The 18,827-nt window shown below is 54.9% G+C and carries 16 protein-coding genes; 9 read left to right on the top strand and 7 right to left on the bottom strand.

Annotation, left to right across the window (positions count from 1 at the left end; translation table 11 throughout):
- Positions 1-20: 20 nt before the first annotated feature.
- Both JFY74_19545 and JFY74_19540 read right to left on the bottom strand, forming a co-directional pair.
- Positions 21-1,346, bottom strand: coding sequence for an MmgE/PrpD family protein (locus JFY74_19545; GenBank protein QQG28220.1), 1,326 nt, complete (start codon positions 1,344-1,346; stop codon positions 21-23).
- A 63-nt stretch (positions 1,347-1,409) separates the two neighbouring features.
- The gene (locus JFY74_19540) at positions 1,410-2,762 is read right to left on the bottom strand and encodes an MmgE/PrpD family protein (protein QQG28219.1); all 1,353 of its coding nucleotides are present in this window, start codon (positions 2,760-2,762) and stop codon (positions 1,410-1,412) included.
- A gap of 337 nt (positions 2,763-3,099) precedes the next feature.
- On the opposite strand from JFY74_19540, the gene JFY74_19535 reads away from it, so the two are divergent.
- Complete coding sequence (locus JFY74_19535; GenBank protein ID QQG28218.1) at positions 3,100-3,750, top strand: GntR family transcriptional regulator; 651 nt, start codon at positions 3,100-3,102, stop codon at positions 3,748-3,750.
- Positions 3,751-4,350: 600 nt separating this feature from the next.
- Here the strand turns inward: JFY74_19535 and hemY are convergent.
- Genes hemY through hemC form a run of 4 tightly spaced genes read right to left on the bottom strand, consistent with a single transcriptional unit; the run spans position 4,351 to position 8,373 of the window.
- Positions 4,351-5,544: a protoheme IX biogenesis protein HemY gene (hemY, locus tag JFY74_19530; GenBank protein ID QQG28217.1), complete on the bottom strand. Its 1,194-nt coding sequence runs from the start codon at positions 5,542-5,544 to the stop codon at positions 4,351-4,353.
- Positions 5,545-5,546: 2 nt separating this feature from the next.
- Positions 5,547-6,671, bottom strand: a complete 1,125-nt coding sequence (gene hemX / locus JFY74_19525; GenBank protein QQG28216.1) for a uroporphyrinogen-III C-methyltransferase — start codon at positions 6,669-6,671, stop codon at positions 5,547-5,549.
- A 23-nt stretch (positions 6,672-6,694) separates the two neighbouring features.
- The gene (gene hemD / locus JFY74_19520; protein QQG28215.1) at positions 6,695-7,435 is read right to left on the bottom strand and encodes a uroporphyrinogen-III synthase; all 741 of its coding nucleotides are present in this window, start codon (positions 7,433-7,435) and stop codon (positions 6,695-6,697) included.
- Complete coding sequence (gene hemC, locus JFY74_19515) at positions 7,432-8,373, bottom strand: hydroxymethylbilane synthase (protein QQG28214.1); 942 nt, start codon at positions 8,371-8,373, stop codon at positions 7,432-7,434. Before hemC ends, hemD begins: the two co-directional genes overlap by 4 nt.
- A gap of 331 nt (positions 8,374-8,704) precedes the next feature.
- Between hemC and JFY74_19510 the strand changes: the two genes are divergently transcribed.
- The gene (locus tag JFY74_19510; GenBank protein QQG28213.1) at positions 8,705-11,263 is read left to right on the top strand and encodes a class I adenylate cyclase; all 2,559 of its coding nucleotides are present in this window, start codon (positions 8,705-8,707) and stop codon (positions 11,261-11,263) included.
- Positions 11,264-11,503: 240 nt separating this feature from the next.
- Entirely contained in the window at positions 11,504-12,676 is a 1,173-nt protein-coding gene (locus JFY74_19505) for an MFS transporter (GenBank protein QQG28212.1), read from the top strand.
- A 33-nt stretch (positions 12,677-12,709) separates the two neighbouring features.
- Here JFY74_19505 and cyaY read toward each other — a convergent pair whose 3' ends face one another.
- Positions 12,710-13,030, bottom strand: a complete 321-nt coding sequence (gene cyaY / locus JFY74_19500; GenBank protein QQG28211.1) for an iron donor protein CyaY — start codon at positions 13,028-13,030, stop codon at positions 12,710-12,712.
- A 59-nt stretch (positions 13,031-13,089) separates the two neighbouring features.
- Between cyaY and JFY74_19495 the strand changes: the two genes are divergently transcribed.
- The 6 genes from JFY74_19495 (at position 13,090) to uvrD (ending at position 18,756) form a co-directional block, all read left to right on the top strand.
- The gene (locus JFY74_19495; GenBank protein QQG28210.1) at positions 13,090-13,275 is read left to right on the top strand and encodes a lipoprotein; all 186 of its coding nucleotides are present in this window, start codon (positions 13,090-13,092) and stop codon (positions 13,273-13,275) included.
- A gap of 64 nt (positions 13,276-13,339) precedes the next feature.
- Positions 13,340-14,164, top strand: a complete 825-nt coding sequence (dapF, locus tag JFY74_19490) for a diaminopimelate epimerase (GenBank protein ID QQG28209.1) — start codon at positions 13,340-13,342, stop codon at positions 14,162-14,164.
- A complete protein-coding gene (locus JFY74_19485; protein ID QQG28208.1) occupies positions 14,161-14,865 on the top strand; it encodes a DUF484 domain-containing protein in 705 nt (234 codons plus the stop codon). Before dapF ends, JFY74_19485 begins: the two co-directional genes overlap by 4 nt.
- A complete protein-coding gene (xerC, locus tag JFY74_19480) occupies positions 14,862-15,797 on the top strand; it encodes a tyrosine recombinase XerC (GenBank protein ID QQG28207.1) in 936 nt (311 codons plus the stop codon). The genes JFY74_19485 and xerC overlap by 4 nt, the downstream gene beginning before the upstream one ends.
- Positions 15,797-16,513: a 5-amino-6-(5-phospho-D-ribitylamino)uracil phosphatase YigB gene (gene yigB, locus JFY74_19475; protein QQG28206.1), complete on the top strand. Its 717-nt coding sequence runs from the start codon at positions 15,797-15,799 to the stop codon at positions 16,511-16,513. The genes xerC and yigB overlap by 1 nt, the downstream gene beginning before the upstream one ends.
- Before the next feature lie 80 nt (positions 16,514-16,593).
- The gene (uvrD, locus tag JFY74_19470) at positions 16,594-18,756 is read left to right on the top strand and encodes a DNA helicase II (protein QQG28205.1); all 2,163 of its coding nucleotides are present in this window, start codon (positions 16,594-16,596) and stop codon (positions 18,754-18,756) included.
- Positions 18,757-18,827 lie beyond the last annotated feature (71 nt).

Below are 18,827 nucleotides of genomic sequence, written 5' to 3'. Positions count from 1 at the left end.
ATCAAGCATCCTTCCTGTTGTTAACGATAATCGTCGCGTAACAGGCGTTGGTATAACGCCAGCGCTTCGGTGCGCGGCAACGCCTGACTGGCGCAATCGATAAATTTCTCCGCGATCAGGTTGTCCGGCAGCGGGTTCTCTGCGCTGGAGCCGAGTGCGCCCGTCACGCGACGATGATAGGTGTTCCCATCATGAGCCACCAGCGTGACGTGCGCCGTATGCGTAGTGGTTTCGTCATGGCAGATCAGCTCAACGCGTGCCATCAGCGACTGCGTGGTTGGGTCGTGTAGTGCTGTATCGTCAATAAAATCATCCAGCGTCAGCTTCCCTTGCACCCAAGCGCGGGCAATGCAGTAATGCAGGCTAAACTTCCCTGCCAACGGTGTATCTGGCGTAGGAATGTTGATATGTGGAAAGCGAATGGGGTGAATGGCAATCTGAATGCGCTCCAAGGATTTGGGAGCCAGCCCAGTTTCCTCACGCAGCGCCAGCAGCCCGTCCAGCGGTGCCAGAATGGCGTAGCAGCAGGGGAAATATTTAAAATTATTGCCTTTTACGGGGTCCAGAATATGGGACGGTGCAGACCAGGGCTCGGTTAACGGCGTGGTGTCGACGTTTTCAGCTGCACGGTTGTAGACGTTGAAATAGCCGTGGTGATGTTCAAACGCGGTATCTCCCGCACTGTATCCCTGACGCGCCAATAATACTGCCATGACGGCGCTGCGGTTGGCGTGGCCGACCGCCAGTGATTTCGTCTGGCTGCCAAAGTTGGATTTTATGCCGGAGGCTAGCGATGCGGTGATTGCAAAGGCGGTCGCCGTTTCTGCTTCGCTAAGCTTCAACAGCACCGCGCAGGCGGCTACGCCCGCGAAAATGCCGACGGACGTTGTCGGGTGCCAGCCGTTGCGATATTGGAAAGGGCTGACGGCTTTGCCCATGCGTGCCGCGGTTTCATAGCCGCACAGATAGGCGTGCAGGACGGCTTCTCCATCGGCTTCCTGCTCATCAGCCAGTGCCAGCAGCGCGGGAAGCACGGCAACGGAAATATGCCCGTGCAGCCAGGAATTGGAATCGTCAAAATCAAGTAAATGTGCAGATGTGCCGTTCAGCAACGCGGCGTCCAGCGCGTTGAGTTTGAGGTCCGTACCGAAAATCCGGCTCTTTCCCACAGCAGCAGAGGGAACTATCACCGCCCTGAGTTTTTGCGCGCCGTCCTGAATCCCCCCGGCGAGTGTGACGCCCAGCGTGTCAATCACAGCGGTTCGTGCGTGTGCCAATACGTCGGCAGGGAACGTCTGGCGAGAAAATTCCAGCAGATTATGGGCAAGCTGGCGGGCAATGGTCATGAAAGTATCCTGTCGTTATCGTGAAATTTTTATATCGAATCGTTTATGCCGAACGGCAACGCGTTAGCCCGCTAATAGCTCAGTGAGTGCTGCGAGTGAACCCGGCTGCTCAAAGTGGAAAGCTGCCTGATAGAGTCGATCGCTACGGGCTTCTCCTAACACGGGAATAGCCAGGGCGTCGAACTTGGCACGCAGCTCGGCGTCGGTCAGGGGATTTTGCGGATGGCCGCGATAAACATCGGTTTCCGCATGCAGTGTTTGGCCGTCTTCCAGTTCGATATCGATAAACGCGGAACTGGCCGATTGCCCCTCGACTGCGTCGATCTGCAAGCGCGACAGCAGTTGGCGCGGTGCTGGGTCGTCGACGGTCTGCTGCGTGAAATCGGTATCGTTGAGGCGATAGCCGCTCAGCGCCAGCGCAATGCAGTGTGGAATGCTGAATTTGCTCTCCAGCGGATTTTGCGGGTTGGCGGTCCCAGCGTTTACCATCCCCATTGGATGGACCTTGGCATGAATGCGGGCGATAGCGCGGCCTTTTAGCTGTGGATAGAGCTTAAGCGCGGTTTCGATTGATGCATGCGTTCCCCGACAGCTGGCATACAGCTTGTAGCCGTTACCCAGTAGCTCCCAGCTCTCGCCAAAATCGAGCGGCGGGATGACGGCACTACCGTCTTGCACAAATGTTTTCACCCAGCCATCGGTTTCATAAAAGTGATGGGCGGCAACAAAGCCCTCATCAGCCAGTTCTGCTGCTGTGATGCCGTCCATTGCCGCTTTGCCAGCATGAAACGGTTTGCCGTGCGTACCGGATGATTTCTGTAATCCCCCCATCATGGTCGCAGCTGCGCCCAACGCATTGGCAATCGCGTTGGGTTCAAGGCGAAGAATGGAAGCGGCGACGGCAGCAGCCCCCGCGCGCCCGACAATCGACGTCGGGTGAAAGCCTCGGCGTTGTAAGTTGCGGCCCACGCCGGGCACCCAGCCGCCACCCAGTCTGGCCATGACTTCAAAGCCGGTGATGAAAGCGATAAGCGTTGTGCGCTCGTCCGCGCCGTAGTGCTGCGCCATCGCCAGCGCGGTAGACCAGCACGGGCCGCTGGGGTGTCCTGCGCCAGCCGGATGCGTATCGTCATAGTCGGCCGCATGAGACAGCGTGCCGTTGATCAGGGCTGCCAGCGACGGTGTAGTTTTCGCACCGAGAATGATTTGCGCATTGCCCTGAGCCTGCCAGCGTTGTGCCACGCGCTGAACCGCGCTGGCCGCGTCGTCCCCTACTGCGCCAATAGAGACGCCAAGGTAGTCAATGAGTGCTCGCTTGGCTTCGTGCCAGACGGCGTCGGGTATCGTAATCGTGGAGGCGGTGTGAATAAACTGGCTGAGCGCGTTGCCGCGAGGAAACGTCGGAGTGGCAGACATCGTAGGAGCTCCTTAGGCGAAAACGCGATGATATTGCCAGCACAGTTGAACGGTTCTGGGATTCACGTTTTGTCTTGTTGAATGCATTTGTATACAGTGTGTGGCGAAAAGCATATGCAATCGTCCATTCACTGACAAAGACGCTTTTTCGCTAAGCTAAGCACAAAATATGCGATTCGATATCTTGCTAAAGGCAGGGCGTCGGGCAAACTTGAATTTTTCTCAATGCATGACGATCCACGGCGTAGCATAAATGCGCGAACCGCCATAAAGGCGAGGTGTTTTACCCGTCTGCGCGTGCTCCCGTTTTGATCGTCACACGACATATCAAGGGATTATGAACTTAACACTTAACGACAAAGAGCTGGCGCTGTCGCCGTTCGAGATACTGATTAACGCGATCGAGAAGGGCGAGCTGCTGCCTGGTGAACGTTTGCAGGAAACACGGCTGGCGCAGCAGTTTGGGCTGAGCCGTACGCCGATTCGTGAGGCATTGCATCGGCTTGAAGCGCTGGGATTGGTGGAACCGGGCCCGCAGCGCGGGCTGATGATTGCGCAGATCAGCTATGAGCGGCTGCGTCAGCTTTTCGCCGTGCGTGAAGGGTTAGAGAGATTGGCGATGGAACTCGCCGTGGCTTCTGCGTCGGCAGAAGAACTGGAACTACTGCAAGATATGGTTGAAGTGGAGAAGACGCTCACCGGCAGTAGAAAACTGCACGATCACAACCGTCTTTTCCATCGGCAGATTTATCGGGCGACGCATAATCCCTATCTGAACGAGATGCTGGAAAATCTGCGTATTCATCTGTCACTACTGCGCGGAACCACCTATGAGTCGACGGAACGTACCGAGGAAGCGCGGCGTGAACATCAGGCGATTGTTGAAGCGTTGGTGCGGCGTGATAAGGACGCCGCACAAGAGGCGGCTTGCCAGCATATTCGTAACGGTTACCGCGCCCGGTTAAGCATGTTGAATCAACAGCTTTGATAAGGCTGTCTGAAAAACACGACACTCCAGGGGTTCTGCTGTCGCAAAAAAGAGACATTTAATTCATTGATTAATAATCATTAATATTTTATCTGATAAATGCGTCTCTGAATGGCGACAGATTTTGTGAGCGCGATCTCGTTTTTGTCGCCCATCGCGTCTTGAACTCTCTCCCAGTGGATAAATAAAAATATTATTTATTATTAGCTGGTTATTATGATTTTATGAGTCGATAGCAATAAAATTATGCATGTTGGCATAATTTATGCTTAAATAAATGGGTAGATGCTCATTCCACCTTCTATGCTTGCTTCGGCTTCATAATCCTGGGAATGACGCAGAGCCAATTTGAGGTGCCTATCGTCCAACTCCAGATGAAGATGCAAATCTCCATCGGGCTTTCCGGACATAACGTTGAGTGAGGCACCATTATGTTGTCTGACAGACCTGAAATTTTCAACGCTTACCGTTTATCGGTAAGCGTTTTTTTTCGTCTGAGGAAAATATTCGTTAACCGCCTTCTGTCGGGCTATTCAGGACGGGTCATACAAAAGAATAAGGCTCCAAAAAAGGAGCCTTATGAAAGGAACCGCGCAGTGACTAGTCGGTAGGCTGCTGTAGCGTGAGCAACAGCCCTTCGCGCCGCATTTGGGCCGCTTCATCCGGCAGACGTAACCGATCGAGTGCATCGGCACGCCAGGCATAATCATAAGCGTCTGGGCGTAACTCTAGCGCGGTGCGGAAGGCATCGCTGGCCTGCTGCCATTCGCCGTGTTTCATCAGCAATTGGCCTAACGTGCTGCTCAACAGCGGCGTTGCTCCCTGTTGCTTGATGTACTGATGCAGCATTTTTTCCAACTGTTCCGGGTTTCCGGCTTTGAGGCGTGGCATTAGCAGGATCAATCGTTCGTCATACTGACGTTTGAGACCGTCGAGAATGATCTTCTGGGCGGTATCATGATCGTCACACTCGATCAGATGCTCAACCATCGCGACCTGAAGCGGGATCTCATGGCGAACTTTACGGCTCTGATTATTCCACCACGACTTCAGCCCTTCGCTGCCGCCATCCGCCATCGCCTGATTCATCAGACCGATATAGGCCTGCTGTTGCAGATCCAGCAAACGTTCTTCAGGGTACAGATTGATCTTGCGCATCGCAGGCAGAATATCCAGCAGCGCACTATAGGCGTGAGTGCGCAGGAAAGCCTGCTCCGCTAAACGCAGTACCTCAGGATGGCGGGGCGCAACCTCCAGCAGTTTGTCCACGCCGTGACGTGCAGCATGATCTTCATTACGCGCCAACTGAATACGCACGCGCGTAATATCCACCGGAAGCTGATCGGTATCTGCAACCTCGGCGGCACGCTCCAGATATTGCTTGGTGCGGAATTCGTCGCCGCGCTGCTGAGCGGCTTCGGCTGCCAGTAAATAGTTCACCACGGGCTGCTCGGCATGGTCGGCATTGCGAGTCAGCAGCTTCTCTACCTGCAAATAATCTCCCTCGGCCAGCTTGAGCAGTGCGGCTTTGGTCTGTTTTCTGGCGCGACTACGCTTGCGGCCGAGGAACCAACCGCGCGTGCGGGAACCGGTACGAAAGATCCTGCGGAGCACCCATTCCACCGCCAAAAAGGCGAGGAAGAACAGCACCAGCATGATGACCAGACCGGTCACGCTGGTTTGAATATCGTAGTTATCCGTCTGGATCAGGACGTAGCCTTGGTGACCCGCGACGATCGGGCCGATCACCACGCCTGCGATCAGGATCAGGAACAGCAATAAGACTTTCAGCATGTTCACTCTCCCTGCTGTGTGGCTGGCGCCTGAGCCAGCAGGTTACGAACGCGCGTTTGCATCAGCTTTTCCAACAGCACCTGACTTTGTAGCTCCGTTGGGACATCCAGTGAAACTGACTGCTGGCTTAAGGCATCGAGCTGATCCAAAAAGGCCTGCGTCGTGGGGTCGGTGGTATTGAAGTAGGCGCGAACCCAGGTTGCTGCCGTTTCCAGCGACTGTTTGTACACTTCATTCTGGTGGCGAGGAATGGCCTGTGCGGCAACCAGCAGACGTGAGCGGATATTCTCGCGCAGATACACATCCTGATTCGGTGCCAGCAGCGGTTCGGCCGCGCTGTCGCGGCGGCGAATGGTGATAAAATCAGCCAGGAAATTGTGCCAGCTCTTGCTTAGATTTTGTCGCCACTCGCTCAAAGAGGCGGACAGCTCTGTGCTGTTGGCGTCCATCGGCGCTTCATCGGTGTTGTTGTCGGCGAGCTGCAAGTTATCCAACTGATCGGTGAGCTGATTTACTTTCAGGATGATGCCGTCAAAATCGACCTGACTGACGCCAGCCAGTGCCCCAATATCGTTGGTCAGCGCGCGGCGGATTTCTATCAGGCTGGGATCGTTCATTTCCGCCAGACTAGCATCCGCGCTTTTCAGCAACGCGCCTGCGGTGGTGACGTCTTTGTCGCTCCACAGCTTGCGCCCTGCCAGTTTCACCAGAAAATCTGCCTGAGCGATTAGCCAGGTATTGGTGTCATGGCTGGAAAGCGCTGCTAGCTTATCGCGCAGCTCGTCTGATTGACGCGTTAGCGCCTCAAGACGCTGTGCGGCAGTCTCCTGTGCTTTGCTTTGCTGTTGTTGAGCGTCCAACCATTGCTGCTGCTCTTGCTTGTGCTGCTGCTGCAATGTGTTTAACTGCGTTTCCAGGCGTTGAAGCGCGGCAGTTTCTTTCTGCGCCTGCTGGTGGCCGTGGTAATACAATCCCGCGCCTATTGCCAGCGCAATCACAATCGCGATCGCCCCCAGCACGGCACCGCTACGTTTCGGCTGTGGTGCGGGATCCTGCTGCTGATGCGCGGGTTCAACCCGTTCAGCAACCTCGTCGGATGGAGCTGTGGGGGTATTGTGTTCCGTCATAATGGTACATCCCATGATCAGGTTTATTGTAGTGCGCGCACGAGCGCATCGTTATCGGCGTTATCGGCCACCCGGATATCGCGCCAGCCAAGCTGACGAGCCTGTTCTGCCAGCCGTTCGCTGACGACGATCAGTTGGCAGCCGAGTAACCAGGAAGCCCGATAGTAATCAGGTACTAAAGTATAGATCCGTTGTAGCATTTCTCCGCTGGTGATCACCAGTTTGTCGATGCCTATTTGTTGCCAGTGGCGGCTTTGCTCCGGCCCATCATAGTGAACGTCCCTACGCTGATAGCATTCACAGTAGGTTACCTGCGCGCCTCGCTCGGTTAGCGTCTCTCCCAGCAGTTCCCTTCCACCATTGCCACGTAATAATAGTGCACGTTTCCCAGCAACATCTTGTAGGTCAGGCAGTTGCAATAGCGTTTCGCTGGTTTCGCGCTCAGGCGGATAGGTTACCGGATGTGCGCTGATTTTATGTAACGCCAGTGCCGTGGTACGGCCGATGGCGTAATAAGCGAGGTGGGCAGGCCAGCTGATGCTCGTACGTGCCAGCATCGGATCGGCGTAATGAATCGCGTGTTGTGAGAGCGCAAACACCAGATCGTCGGCGCTCAGTGCCTGCAACAAGGTCGGCAGGCTGGCGAGTTCTCGTCCGGGCGAAAACTCGATCAGCGGGCTGTGCCAGGCGTTGTAGCCGAGCTTTCTTAAACGGGTCACCAGTTGTTCGCCAGTTGGTGACGGACGGGTAACCAGAATAGTCATGATAAGCTTGACCCTTGATAAACGGCTTGAAGGATGGCGCTGGCCCCTTTTGCCAGTAGCTCTTCAGCCAGTGCAATCCCGAGTTGTTCGGCATCAGAGACGCTTCCTCTCCGTTCACCGACGATCATTTGGCTGCCGTCTGGCGCGCCAACCAGCGCACGCAGCCACAGCGTATCGCCTTCCAGTTCAGCGTAGCTGCCAATCGGTACCTGACAGCCGCCTTCAAGGCGCACATTCATCGCGCGTTCAGCCAGTACGCGGGCCGCGGTAGCGGGGTGATTCAGCGGGGCAAGGAGTTGACGGACATGCTCGTCATCCAAACGGCATTCGATGCCGATAGCACCTTGTCCGACGGCTGGCAGAGATTCTTCCGGGCTTAACGGACAGCGGATGCGCTCTTCAAGGCCGAGACGTTTCAGACCGGCGACCGCAAGAATAATGGCGTCATACTCGCCGTTGTCCAGTTTTGACAGGCGTGTGCCGACATTGCCGCGCAAATCACGAATCACCAGACCGGGGCGTCGGGCGCGCAGCTGGCACTGACGGCGCAGGCTGGAGGTGCCGACGCAGCTGCCTTCCGGTAACTGTTCGAGGCTGTCGTAATGATTGGAAACAAAAGCGTCGCGCGGGTCGTCGCGTTCGCAAATGGTGGTCAGGCCTAGGCCATCAGGGAATTCGACGGGCACATCTTTCATGGAGTGGACGGCAATATCGGCACGCCCTTCAAGCAGCGCCAATTCCAGCTCTTTAACAAACAATCCCTTACCGCCGACCTTCGCCAGTGGCGTATCGAGGATGATGTCGCCGCGGGTTACCATCGGCACCAGCTCCACGTGTAAATCTGGGTAGAGGTGATTCAGACACTGCTGAACATATCGTGCTTGCCACAGGGCGAGCGGGCTTTGTCGGGTGGCAATTCTAATAATATTGGCTAACATGCTTGATACCGTTTTTATCATTTTCCGCCATCGTATCATTGATGGTGCGTTGGTGTCAGGTTGTGGGCATTAGCGGTGCGCCTTTTAAAACGGTCTGAAATTCGGGTGCCGCAAGTCGAGTAAGAAGCCGTGCTGATGCAGTCGGGTAGGGAAATTCGTAATAAAGCAAGATAGGTAAGTCTAACTTTCTTTACTTTCTTTACGCCCAATCAGCAAGGTGTTAAATTGATCACGTTTCCAGCAATAATTCGCTAAACATTCTTCTAATTTCATCATGCGGATTTGGAACACGGGGTTTTTCTAGGCACTGGGATAAATCAGGCGAGACGTCTTGTACTTCTACATCGAGACTTTGAAGCAAAGACTGGATGCGATCAACCAACTGCGTGTTGATCGTGCTCTGGGAGCAATGAAGCCCGCTTTTCAGCAGGTTTACAGTCTTCTGCCCATTTTATTACATCATCATCACCCGTTGATGCCCGGCTACCTTGAAGGCAAGGTGCCTCACGGTATCTGCACTCACACGCCTGATGAAAAACAACAACAGTACCTTGATGGCATTGCGCTGCGCTGGGGTCAGTTTGACTGTTCTCATCCGCAGGGCGAACTGCCGATCACGGGCATCTATTCAATGGGAAGCACCTCATCTATCGGGCAGAGCTGTAATTCCGATCTCGATATCTGGGTGTGCCACCAATCTTGGCTGGATAGCGAAGAACGCCAACTCCTACAGAAGAAATGTACGCTGCTAGAGCAGTGGGCCGCGGCGCAGGGCGCTGAAGTCAGCTTCTTCCTGATGGATGAAAGCCGGTTCCGCCACAATGAAAGCGGCAGCCTGAGCGGTGAAGACTGCGGCACCACGCAGCATATCCTGTTACTCGACGAATTTTACCGTACCGCCGTGCGTATGGCCGGTAAACGTATTCTGTGGAACATGGTGCCGGTCGAAGAAGAATCTCACTACGACGAATATGTGCTGTCGCTGTACTCACAAGGGGCGCTGGCACCTAATGAGTGGATGGATTTAGGGGGCTTAAGTTCACTGTCGGCGGAAGAGTATTTCGGCGCGAGCCTCTGGCAGCTTTATAAGAGTATCGACTCTCCTTATAAAGCCGTACTGAAAACGCTGCTGCTGGAAGCCTATTCCTGGGAATACCCCGATACCAGTCTGCTGTCGACTGAGATTAAAAAACGCCTGCATGATGGAGAGATCGTCTCTTTCGGTCTGGATCCTTACTGCATGATGCTGGATCGCGTGACGCACTATCTGACGGCGATCAATGATCCCACGCGCCTCGATCTGGTGCGTCGATGTTTCTATTTAAAAGTGTGTGAAAAGCTCTCCAGAGAAAAAGCTTGTGTCGGCTGGCGTCGCCAGATTCTGAGCCAACTGGTGCAAGAATGGGGATGGAGCGACGAACATCTGGCCATGCTGGATAACCGCGCTAACTGGAAAATCGAACAGGTACGCGAAGCACATAATGAGCTGTTGGATGCGATGATGCAGACCTATCGCAACCTGATTCGCTTCGCCCGCCGCAATAATCTGAGCGTCAGCGCCAGCCCGCAGGATATCGGTGTGTTGACCCGTAAACTGTACGCTGCGTTTGAAGCGCTGCCGGGTAAAGTTACCCTGCTGAACCCACAAATTTCGCCCGATTTGTCGGAGCCGAATTTAACCTTTATCTATGTTCCACCGGGTCGTGCGAACCGTTCTGGCTGGTATCTGTATAACCAGGCACCGTCGATGGATGCGATCGTCAGCCATCAACCGTTGGAATATAACCGCTATCTGAACAAGCTGGTAGCGTGGGCTTATTTTAATGGCCTGCTGACGCCAAGCACGCGTCTGTATATTAAAGGCAACGAGCTGTGCGATATCACGCGTCTGCAAGTGCTGGTGGACGACGTCGCCAGCCACTTCCCGCTGCGTCTGCCTGCACCGACGCCGAAGGCGTTGTACAGCCCGTGTGAAATTCGTCATTTGGCGATTATCGTCAATCTGGAACACGATCCGACAGCGGCCTTCCGCAATCAGGTCGTGCATTTCGATTTCCGTCATCTGGATGTCTTTAGCTTCGGCCAGCAGCAGCAGTGTCTGGTTGGCAGTATCGACCTGCTGTATCGCAACTCGTGGAATGAAGTGCGTACGCTGCATTTCAGCGGCGAGCAGGCGGTGTTGGAAGCGCTGAAAACCATTCTGGGCAAAATGCATCAGGATGCCGCGCTGCCGGAATCACTGGAAGTCTTCTGCTACAGCCAGCATCTGCGCGGGCTGATCCGTACCCGTGTGCAGCAGTTGGTGTCCGAATGTATTGAGCTGCGCCTGACCAGTACGCGTCAGCAGGAGCCAGGGCGTTTCAAAGCAGTGAAAGTCGCGGGTCAAACCTGGGGCCTGTTCTTCGAACGGCTAAGTGTCTCGGTGCAGAAGCTGGAAAATGCGGTCGAGTTTTATGGCGCGATTTCCAACAACAAACTGCAAGGCCAGCCGGTTCAGGTTGAAACCAACCATATACATTTACCGCCAGTGGTCGATGGCGTCGCCAGCGAAGGGATCATCCAGTTCTTCTTTGAAGACCTGACAGAAAATCAGGGCTTTAATATCTATATTCTGGATGAGTCGAACCGCGTTGAGGTCTACCACCACTGTGAGGGCAGTAAAGAAGAGCTGGTGCGCGATGTCAGCCGCTTCTATTCGTCTTCGCATGACCGCTTTACCTACGGCTCCAGCTTTATCAATTTCAATCTGCCGCAGTTCTACCAAATCGTACAGCTGGACGGCCGCACGCAGGTGATTCCGTTCCGCAGCAGTGCGCTTTCTCATCTGTGCATTACGCCCGTGGTGGATGATGAAGCGATGACGATGAAGCAGCGGCTACAGATTTTATAACCACTCTATACCCTAAATAATTCGAGTTTCAGGACAAAAACGGCAAGGCGTTTTTGAACAGCGCTTGCGCTGACCCCGAAGGGGTGAGGCCATAAGGCCGAATAACGCGGCGAATGAGGGAATCCCGATGAGCTTACTCAAGTAAGTGATTCGGGTGACCGAATGAAGCCAACGCACATGCAACTTGAAGTATGACGGGTATATACTCGGGTTTCAGCGTATTCAGCAAAGGATGTATTGATGGATTCGTTGCAACGCCGAAACCTGATACTGCTGGCGCTCGGACAAGGGCTGACCGGCAGTATTATTTCCCTGATGACGCTGTGTTCTACGCTGGTTGGCGTATCGATGACGCCCGTTCCGCTGTTGACCACGCTACCGATTACCGCGACGGTGTGCGGTGCAGCGCTGATGATCTACAGCGTTTCATCGCTGATGAAAAAACATGGCAGGCGCAATGCGTTTATCATCGGCACGCTGATCGGGCTAGTGGGCGCATTTTTGGCGGCGCTGGCGATTGCGCTACACAGTTTCTCCCTCTTTGTCTTTTCGACATTTATTCTGGGGACGTCCTGCGCCTTCAATCAGTATTATCGCTTCGCCGCGGCTGAGATATTTACCGATAATCAGCAGAAAAACCGGGCGATTTCATGGGTGATCAGCGGCGGTATCCTGGGCGGTTTTCTCGGCCCGTTCGCGGCGAGCCAATCTTCTCAGCTCTGGGCGTCGTACCCGTTTCTCGGCAGTTTTATTGCGGCGGCCTTCATCTGTGTTATCACGTCTCTGTTGTTGCTTGGCCTTAAACTGCCTCCAATGTCCGTTACCATGCCCAGCACCCAGCGTAGTGAACCGCTGGCGGCGATTCTGAAAAGCCGGGCGTTTGTGTTGGGAACGGCAAGCTGTTTCGTCGGGTTTGTGGTGATGACGCTATTGATGAACTCTGTGCCATTGGCAATGCACCAGCACCACTTTTCCGTCAGCCACAGCGCGACGGTGTTGCAATGGCATTTTGTGGCCATGTATGCGCCCGCGCTGCTGTTAGTGCTGCTGGCGAAGCGGCTGACGCCGGTTCAGGTCGTGGTGATTGGCATGGTGTGCAACGTTGTCGGGGTGGTGATAGCGCTGAGTGGCTTGACGTTCTGGCACTTCCTCTTTGCACTGATGTTGTTCGGCATCGGGTGGGCGTTTATGTTCAACGGCGGGACATTCATGCTGAATGCGTTTACCCATTCCGTGCATAAATCCCGTTTGCAGGGGATTAACTCGCTGGTGATTTATGTGCCTAACGCGCTAGCCTCGTTGTCTGCTGGTAGCCTGATGGCGCTGGCCAGCGGCTGGCCGTTGGTCAATATGGTGGGTATCGGCATGCTGTTGTTGCTGGTTATGGGGTTGATAATTCTGGGACGGCGCTGATGTGTGGAGCGCCGTGAAGTCGTTGAAAGACCGTTACCCGAAGTGAACGGTTTCCCCAGCCTGAGCCGAACAGGCTGCTGACAGCAACGCGATAAAATCTTCACCGCTGCGGTCGCATACCCAGCATGCTTCCTGACGGTTGAAGTGGTAACCGCCCGTTTTGGTCGCCAGCCAGATTTGGTGCAGCGGTTCCTGCCGATTAATCACGATTTTGCTGCCGTTTTCAAAACTCAGCGTCATCACACCGCCGTTGGTTTCGTAATCGATGTCGGCATCACCCTCAAACCGATCCAGTGTTTCTTCCAGTTGAAGCATGAGTTCGTCGGTTAATTGGTGGAACTCGCTATCGTTCATTTTCGATTCCTATTGATTTTCATGATCCACCTGCGATTATAGAGAGCATACGAGTATTAATGACAGGTCTTAACGTGATGAAGAACGTATTTCGCCAGTCTTTTCTGGTGTTAGCCGTAGTGAGTTTATTCGGTTGTGGTCTGAAAGGTCCGCTTTATATGCCTGCCGATGGCAAATCCGGTGCGTCAACAACTCAGCAAAATGAGAACCAGCCGCCGCAAAAGAAAACGTCAATGCGTCCTTAGTGCGTGACGACAGTAATAAATAACAGGTCACGCGCCCGGTTAAGCAAGCGGGGGAGTCAGGATAATGCAGTTCGCTAAGATGCACGGGTTAGGCAACGATTTCATGGTTGTTGATGCCGTTACGCAAAACGTTTATTTTTCACCCGAATTGATTCGCCGTTTGGCGGATCGACACTGTGGTGTAGGGTTCGACCAACTGCTGGTTGTCGAGCCGCCCTACGATCCTGAACTGGATTTTCATTACCGCATTTTTAACGCGGATGGCAGCGAAGTGGCACAGTGCGGTAATGGCGCGCGCTGCTTTGCTCGCTTTGTCCGCTTGAAAGGGCTGACCAACAAGCGTGATATTGCCGTCAGTACGCAGACTGGCCGGATGGTACTGTCGGTGACGGACGATGAACTGGTGCGCGTCAACATGGGTGAACCGAATTTCGAGCCGCAACAGGTGCCTTTTCGCGCGGTCAAAGCGGAGAAAACCTACATCATGCGTGCCGACGAGCACACGGTGCTGTGTGGCGTGGTGTCGATGGGCAACCCGCACTGTGTGATTCAGGTTGAGGATGTGGACACGGCGAAGGTGGAAACGCTGGGGCCGCTGCTGGAAAGCCACGAGCGTTTTCCCGAGCGCGCCAACATCGGTTTTATGCAAATTGTTGATAGCCACACTGTCCGTCTGCGGGTGTATGAACGCGGTGCGGGAGAAACGCAGGCGTGCGGTAGCGGCGCGTGTGCTGCTGTGGCGGTAGGGATCCAGCAGGGGTTATTGTCCGCGAACGTTCGCGTATCTCTGCCGGGCGGGGAGTTGGATATCCAGTGGGATGGGCCGGGACATCCGTTATTCATGACCGGGCCTGCAACGCATGTCTACGATGGATTTATTCATTTATGAAGAATGTCGAGGAACAGGCAGAACGCGAGATCGCACTCAGTGACGAGATGGTTTTGCAGTTCCTGCAACAGAATCCCGATTTTTTTATCCGCAATGCGCGTCCCGTCGAGCAGATGCGCATTCCCCACCCTGTGAGGGGAACCGTGTCGCTGGTGGAATGGCAACTGGCACGTCAGCGTAACCACATTACTCAGCTTGAGGAAGAAATCACGCTGTTGATGGAACAGGCGGGGGCGAACGAAGTGTTGTTCAATCGCCTGCTTGAGTTACAAACTGAATTGGCATTAGCGGACAGCCTGACAGACATGTTGGAGCGCTTGCAGCGTTGGGCGCGTCAGCTTGGTCTGGCGGGCGCAACTGTTCGTCTGTTCAGCGATAAATGGCGCCTTGGCGCGCCTTCTGGTTTTACCCACCTTGGGCTAAATCACTCCACCTTTGAGCCGTTGCGCATTCAGCGCTTCGGACAACATAACCACTATCTTGGCAGTCTGAACGGGCCAGAGCTGTTGCTTCTGCTGCCGCAGGCCAGACAGGTTGGGTCGGTCGCGCTATCGCTGATGGGAAATCATCACGATTTGGGCGTGCTGATTTTCAGCAGCCGCGACAGCCACCATTATCAGGATGGCATGGGAACCGTGCTGCTCCAGCAAATGGCCATGATGCTGCCAGCGATGCTGGCGCGCTGGGTTGAGCGGGTATGAGCCGGCAGCCTGCGCCATCGGAGGCTCCTTCCTCTTCGCCGTTACAAACCGATGTTGATGCGTTCCTGCGCTACCTGAAAGTCGAACGTCAGCTAAGCCCGCTGACGCAGACCAGCTATTTACGTCAACTGTCAGCGGTTATCACGATACTCTCCGCTGCGGGTGTGGCTGACTGGCGCAAGCTAGACGCCTCTGGCGTGCGTTCCGTGGTGTCTCGCAGTAAGCGCGATGGGCTCCATTCCAGCAGTCTGGCGCTACGTTTATCGGCATTACGCAGTTTTCTCGACTGGATGGTGTCACGCGGTGCGCTGGTAGCAAACCCGGCTAAAGGGGTATCCACGCCGCGAGCGGGTCGTCCATTGCCCAAGAATATGGATGTGGATGAGACGAATCGCCTGCTGGAAATCAATTTGGACGATCCCCTTGCGGTGCGCGACCGCACGATGCTGGAAGTGATGTACGGCGCAGGGCTACGTCTGGCGGAGCTGGTGGGCATGGACTGCCAGCATATCGATCTGGCAAGTGGTGAAGTCTGGGTGATGGGGAAAGGCAGTAAAGAACGTAAATTGCCGATAGGAAAAACGGCGGTAACCTGGCTGGAACGTTGGCTGGCGTTGCGCGAATTGTTTGGTCCGCAGGATGATGCCGTGTTTGTTTCCAATCAGGGGCGACGCATTTCGATGCGTAACGTGCAGAAGCGTTTTGCCGAATGGGGGGTTAAACAGGGCGTTAATAGTCATGTGCATCCGCATAAGCTGCGTCACTCCTTTGCGACGCATATGCTGGAGTCCAGCGGTGATTTACGGGCGGTACAAGAGCTGCTCGGCCATGCCAACCTGTCCACGACGCAGATTTATACCCATCTTGATTTTCAACATTTAGCCTCCGTGTACGATGCCGCGCATCCACGCGCCAAACGAGGGAAACCCTGATGCATTTTTACCGATCTCTTGGCCCGATCCGGGCGATCACGTTCGATCTGGATGATACGCTGTACGATAATGCGGAGGTCATCCGGCGCACGGGGAAAGAGTCAATCCGCTTCCTGCAACAGTACCATCCCGCGCTTCGTGATTTTCAGGCGGATGATTTCCAGGACTTACGCCAGACCTTACTTGAGCGCGAACCGGGCATTTACCATGACGTGACCGAATGGCGTCGTCGTGCGGTTGAACTGGCAATGCTGGAACGTGGACTGAGTGCCACAGAAGCTAAGGATGGCGCAAAAGCGGCAATGGAAAACTTTGCCCACTGGCGTAGCCAAATTACGATTACGGAAGAGACGCACCAGACGTTGGCGGCGTTAGCCGAGAAAGTGCCGCTGGCGGCAATCACCAATGGCAATGCTGAACCGCACCGATTTGGCTTGGATCGCTATTTTTCGTTCATCCTGCGAGCTGGCCCACATGGTCGTGCTAAACCGTTTGATGATATGTACCATCTGGCGGCAGAAAAGCTCAATCTGCCGTTGCAGGAAATCTTACATGTCGGTGACGATCTCACCACCGATGTGGCTGGGTCGATCCGCTGCGGTATGCAGGCCTGCTGGATTAACCTGCGTGAAGGCAGTCTGATGCAAATTGGTGACGTCCGACTGTTGCCGCATATTGAAATTTCGCGGTTGGCATCGCTGTCGGCATTGCTATAATCACGGCATTAATCTGTATAAATCACCAGTGGAAATGCCTTTGTTATGCGGTGTTTCCCGCCACCGGATAACCCGTACCTATGGACGTTTCTGATCTGCTCGATGGCCTCAACGACAAACAGCGTGACGCGGTAGCCGCGCCGTGCAGCAATTTATTGGTGCTGGCGGGGGCAGGCAGCGGCAAAACTCGGGTACTGGTACATCGTATTGCCTGGCTCTTGTCCGTCGAAAACTGTTCGCCGTACTCCATCATGGCGGTGACGTTTACCAACAAAGCGGCGGCGGAGATGCGCCACCGTATCGATCACCTGATCGGCACCAGCCAAGGCGGCATGTGGATCGGCACCTTCCACGGGCTGGCACACCGCCTGCTGCGTGCGCACCATATGGACGCCAATCTGCCGCAGGATTTCCAGATTCTGGACAGTGAAGATCAGCTGCGCCTGCTGAAGCGCCTGATTCGGGCGCTCAATCTGGATGAGAAACAGTGGCCACCGCGTCAGGCGATGTGGTTCATCAACGGGAAGAAAGATGAAGGCCTGCGTCCGCAGCACATTGAAAGCTACGGCAACCCGATCGAGCAAACGTGGCAGCGCGTGTATCAGGCCTATCAGGAAGCGTGCGATCGCGCCGGGCTGGTGGATTTCGCCGAACTGCTGCTGCGTGCGCACGAGCTGTGGCTGAACAAGCCGCATGTGCTGAATCACTATCGCGAACGTTTTACCAATATTCTGGTGGACGAATTCCAGGACACCAACCGTATTCAGTATGCCTGGATCCGTATGCTGGCGGGCGACAGCGCCAAGGTGATGATCGTTGGGGATGACGACCAGTCGATTTACGGCTGGCGTGGGGCGCAGGTCGAAAATATTCAGCTGTTCCTGAAAGATTTCGCCGGCGCAGAAACGATCCGTCTGGAGCAGAACTACCGCTCGACCAGCAATATCCTGAAAGCGGCGAATGCGCTGATTGCCCACAACGGTGGACGTCTCGGCAAGAACCTGTGGACCGATGGCGCAGAAGGCGAGCCGATTTCGCTGTATTGCGCATTCAACGAGCTGGATGAGGCGCGTTACGTCGTCAACCGAATTAAAGCCTGGCAGGAAAATGGCGGTGCGCTGAGCGATAACGCCATTCTGTATCGGAGCAACGCCCAGTCGCGTGTACTGGAAGAGGCGTTGTTACAGCAGAGTATGCCGTACCGTATCTACGGCGGCATGCGCTTCTTCGAACGGCAGGAAATCAAAGATGCGCTGTCTTATCTGCGCCTGATCTCTAATCGTAACGATGATGCGGCGTTCGAGCGTGTGGTGAATACGCCGACGCGCGGCATCGGCGATCGTACGCTGGACGTGGTGCGCCAGACTGCGCGCGATCGTCAGTTGACGTTGTGGCAATCCACACGGGCGCTGTTGCAGGAGAAAGTGCTGGCTGGGCGCGCGGCGGCCTCGCTGCAACGCTTTATCGAACTGATTGATGCGCTGGCCTATGAAACCTCTGAGCTGCCGCTGCATATTCAAACCGACCGGGCGATTAAGGATTCCGGCCTGTGGAGCATGTACGAACAGGAAAAAGGTGAGAAAGGGCAGGCACGAGTAGAAAACCTGGAGGAATTGGTGACGGCTACGCGCCAGTTCAGCTATCAGGAAGAAGAGCAGGATCTGATGCCGCTTCAGGCTTTCCTGTCGCATGCTGCGCTGGAAGCAGGCGAAGGTCAGGCTGACGCCAATCAGGACGCAGTGCAGCTTATGACGCTGCACTCGGCGAAAGGGCTGGAGTTCCCGCAGGTGTTTATCGTCGGTATGGAAGAAGGCATGTTCCCAAGCCAGATGTCGCTGGATGAAGGTGGGCGTTTGGAAGAAGAGCGTCGTTTGGCTTATGTCGGCGTCACGCGTGCGATGCAAAAGCTCACGATAACCTACGCTGAATCCCGCCGTTTATACGGCAAAGAAGCCTATCACCGACCTTCCCGGTTTGTCGGCGAACTGCCGGAAGAGTGTGTTGAAGAAGTGCGGCTACGCGCCAGCGTCTCTCGCCCTGTCAATCACCAGCGCCTCGGCACACCAATCACGCAAAACGACAGCGGCTACAAACTGGGGCAGCGGGTTCGCCATGCCAAGTTCGGCGAAGGCACGATCGTGAATCTGGAGGGCAGCGGCGATCACGCTCGTCTTCAGGTTGCGTTTCAGGGGCAGGGTATTAAATGGCTGGTCGCCGCTTACGCCAGACTGGAAACGGTGTAATCGTCACGATGCGACCAGGAGTATGACGGGGTTATATAACTTATAAAAACCCTGTCTTAGTCTTTATCGTC

The organism is Pectobacterium carotovorum, from assembly GCA_016415585.1.
GTDB lineage: Bacteria > Pseudomonadota > Gammaproteobacteria > Enterobacterales > Enterobacteriaceae > Pectobacterium > Pectobacterium carotovorum_K.
The sequence above is the reverse complement of the archived record's forward strand: the minus strand, read 5'-3'. Positions and strand labels throughout refer to the sequence as shown.

What these genes read in the sequence shown, in the direction of transcription:
- JFY74_19545 (QQG28220.1), bottom strand. Translation starts at nt 1,346, where the DNA reads ATGACCATTGCCCGCCAGCTTGCCCATAATCTGCTGGAATTTTCTCGC.
- xerC (QQG28207.1), top strand. Translation starts at nt 14,862, where the DNA reads ATGAGCCGGCAGCCTGCGCCATCGGAGGCTCCTTCCTCTTCGCCGTTA.
- dapF (QQG28209.1), top strand. Translation starts at nt 13,340, where the DNA reads ATGCAGTTCGCTAAGATGCACGGGTTAGGCAACGATTTCATGGTTGTT.
- JFY74_19505 (QQG28212.1), top strand. Translation starts at nt 11,504, where the DNA reads ATGGATTCGTTGCAACGCCGAAACCTGATACTGCTGGCGCTCGGACAA.
- uvrD (QQG28205.1), top strand. Translation starts at nt 16,594, where the DNA reads ATGGACGTTTCTGATCTGCTCGATGGCCTCAACGACAAACAGCGTGAC.
- hemY (QQG28217.1), bottom strand. Translation starts at nt 5,544, where the DNA reads ATGCTGAAAGTCTTATTGCTGTTCCTGATCCTGATCGCAGGCGTGGTG.
- cyaY (QQG28211.1), bottom strand. Translation starts at nt 13,030, where the DNA reads ATGAACGATAGCGAGTTCCACCAATTAACCGACGAACTCATGCTTCAA.
- hemX (QQG28216.1), bottom strand. Translation starts at nt 6,671, where the DNA reads ATGACGGAACACAATACCCCCACAGCTCCATCCGACGAGGTTGCTGAA.
- JFY74_19535 (QQG28218.1), top strand. Translation starts at nt 3,100, where the DNA reads ATGAACTTAACACTTAACGACAAAGAGCTGGCGCTGTCGCCGTTCGAG.
- yigB (QQG28206.1), top strand. Translation starts at nt 15,797, where the DNA reads ATGCATTTTTACCGATCTCTTGGCCCGATCCGGGCGATCACGTTCGAT.
- hemC (QQG28214.1), bottom strand. Translation starts at nt 8,373, where the DNA reads ATGTTAGCCAATATTATTAGAATTGCCACCCGACAAAGCCCGCTCGCC.
- JFY74_19495 (QQG28210.1), top strand. Translation starts at nt 13,090, where the DNA reads ATGACAGGTCTTAACGTGATGAAGAACGTATTTCGCCAGTCTTTTCTG.
- JFY74_19485 (QQG28208.1), top strand. Translation starts at nt 14,161, where the DNA reads ATGAAGAATGTCGAGGAACAGGCAGAACGCGAGATCGCACTCAGTGAC.
- JFY74_19540 (QQG28219.1), bottom strand. Translation starts at nt 2,762, where the DNA reads ATGTCTGCCACTCCGACGTTTCCTCGCGGCAACGCGCTCAGCCAGTTT.
- hemD (QQG28215.1), bottom strand. Translation starts at nt 7,435, where the DNA reads ATGACTATTCTGGTTACCCGTCCGTCACCAACTGGCGAACAACTGGTG.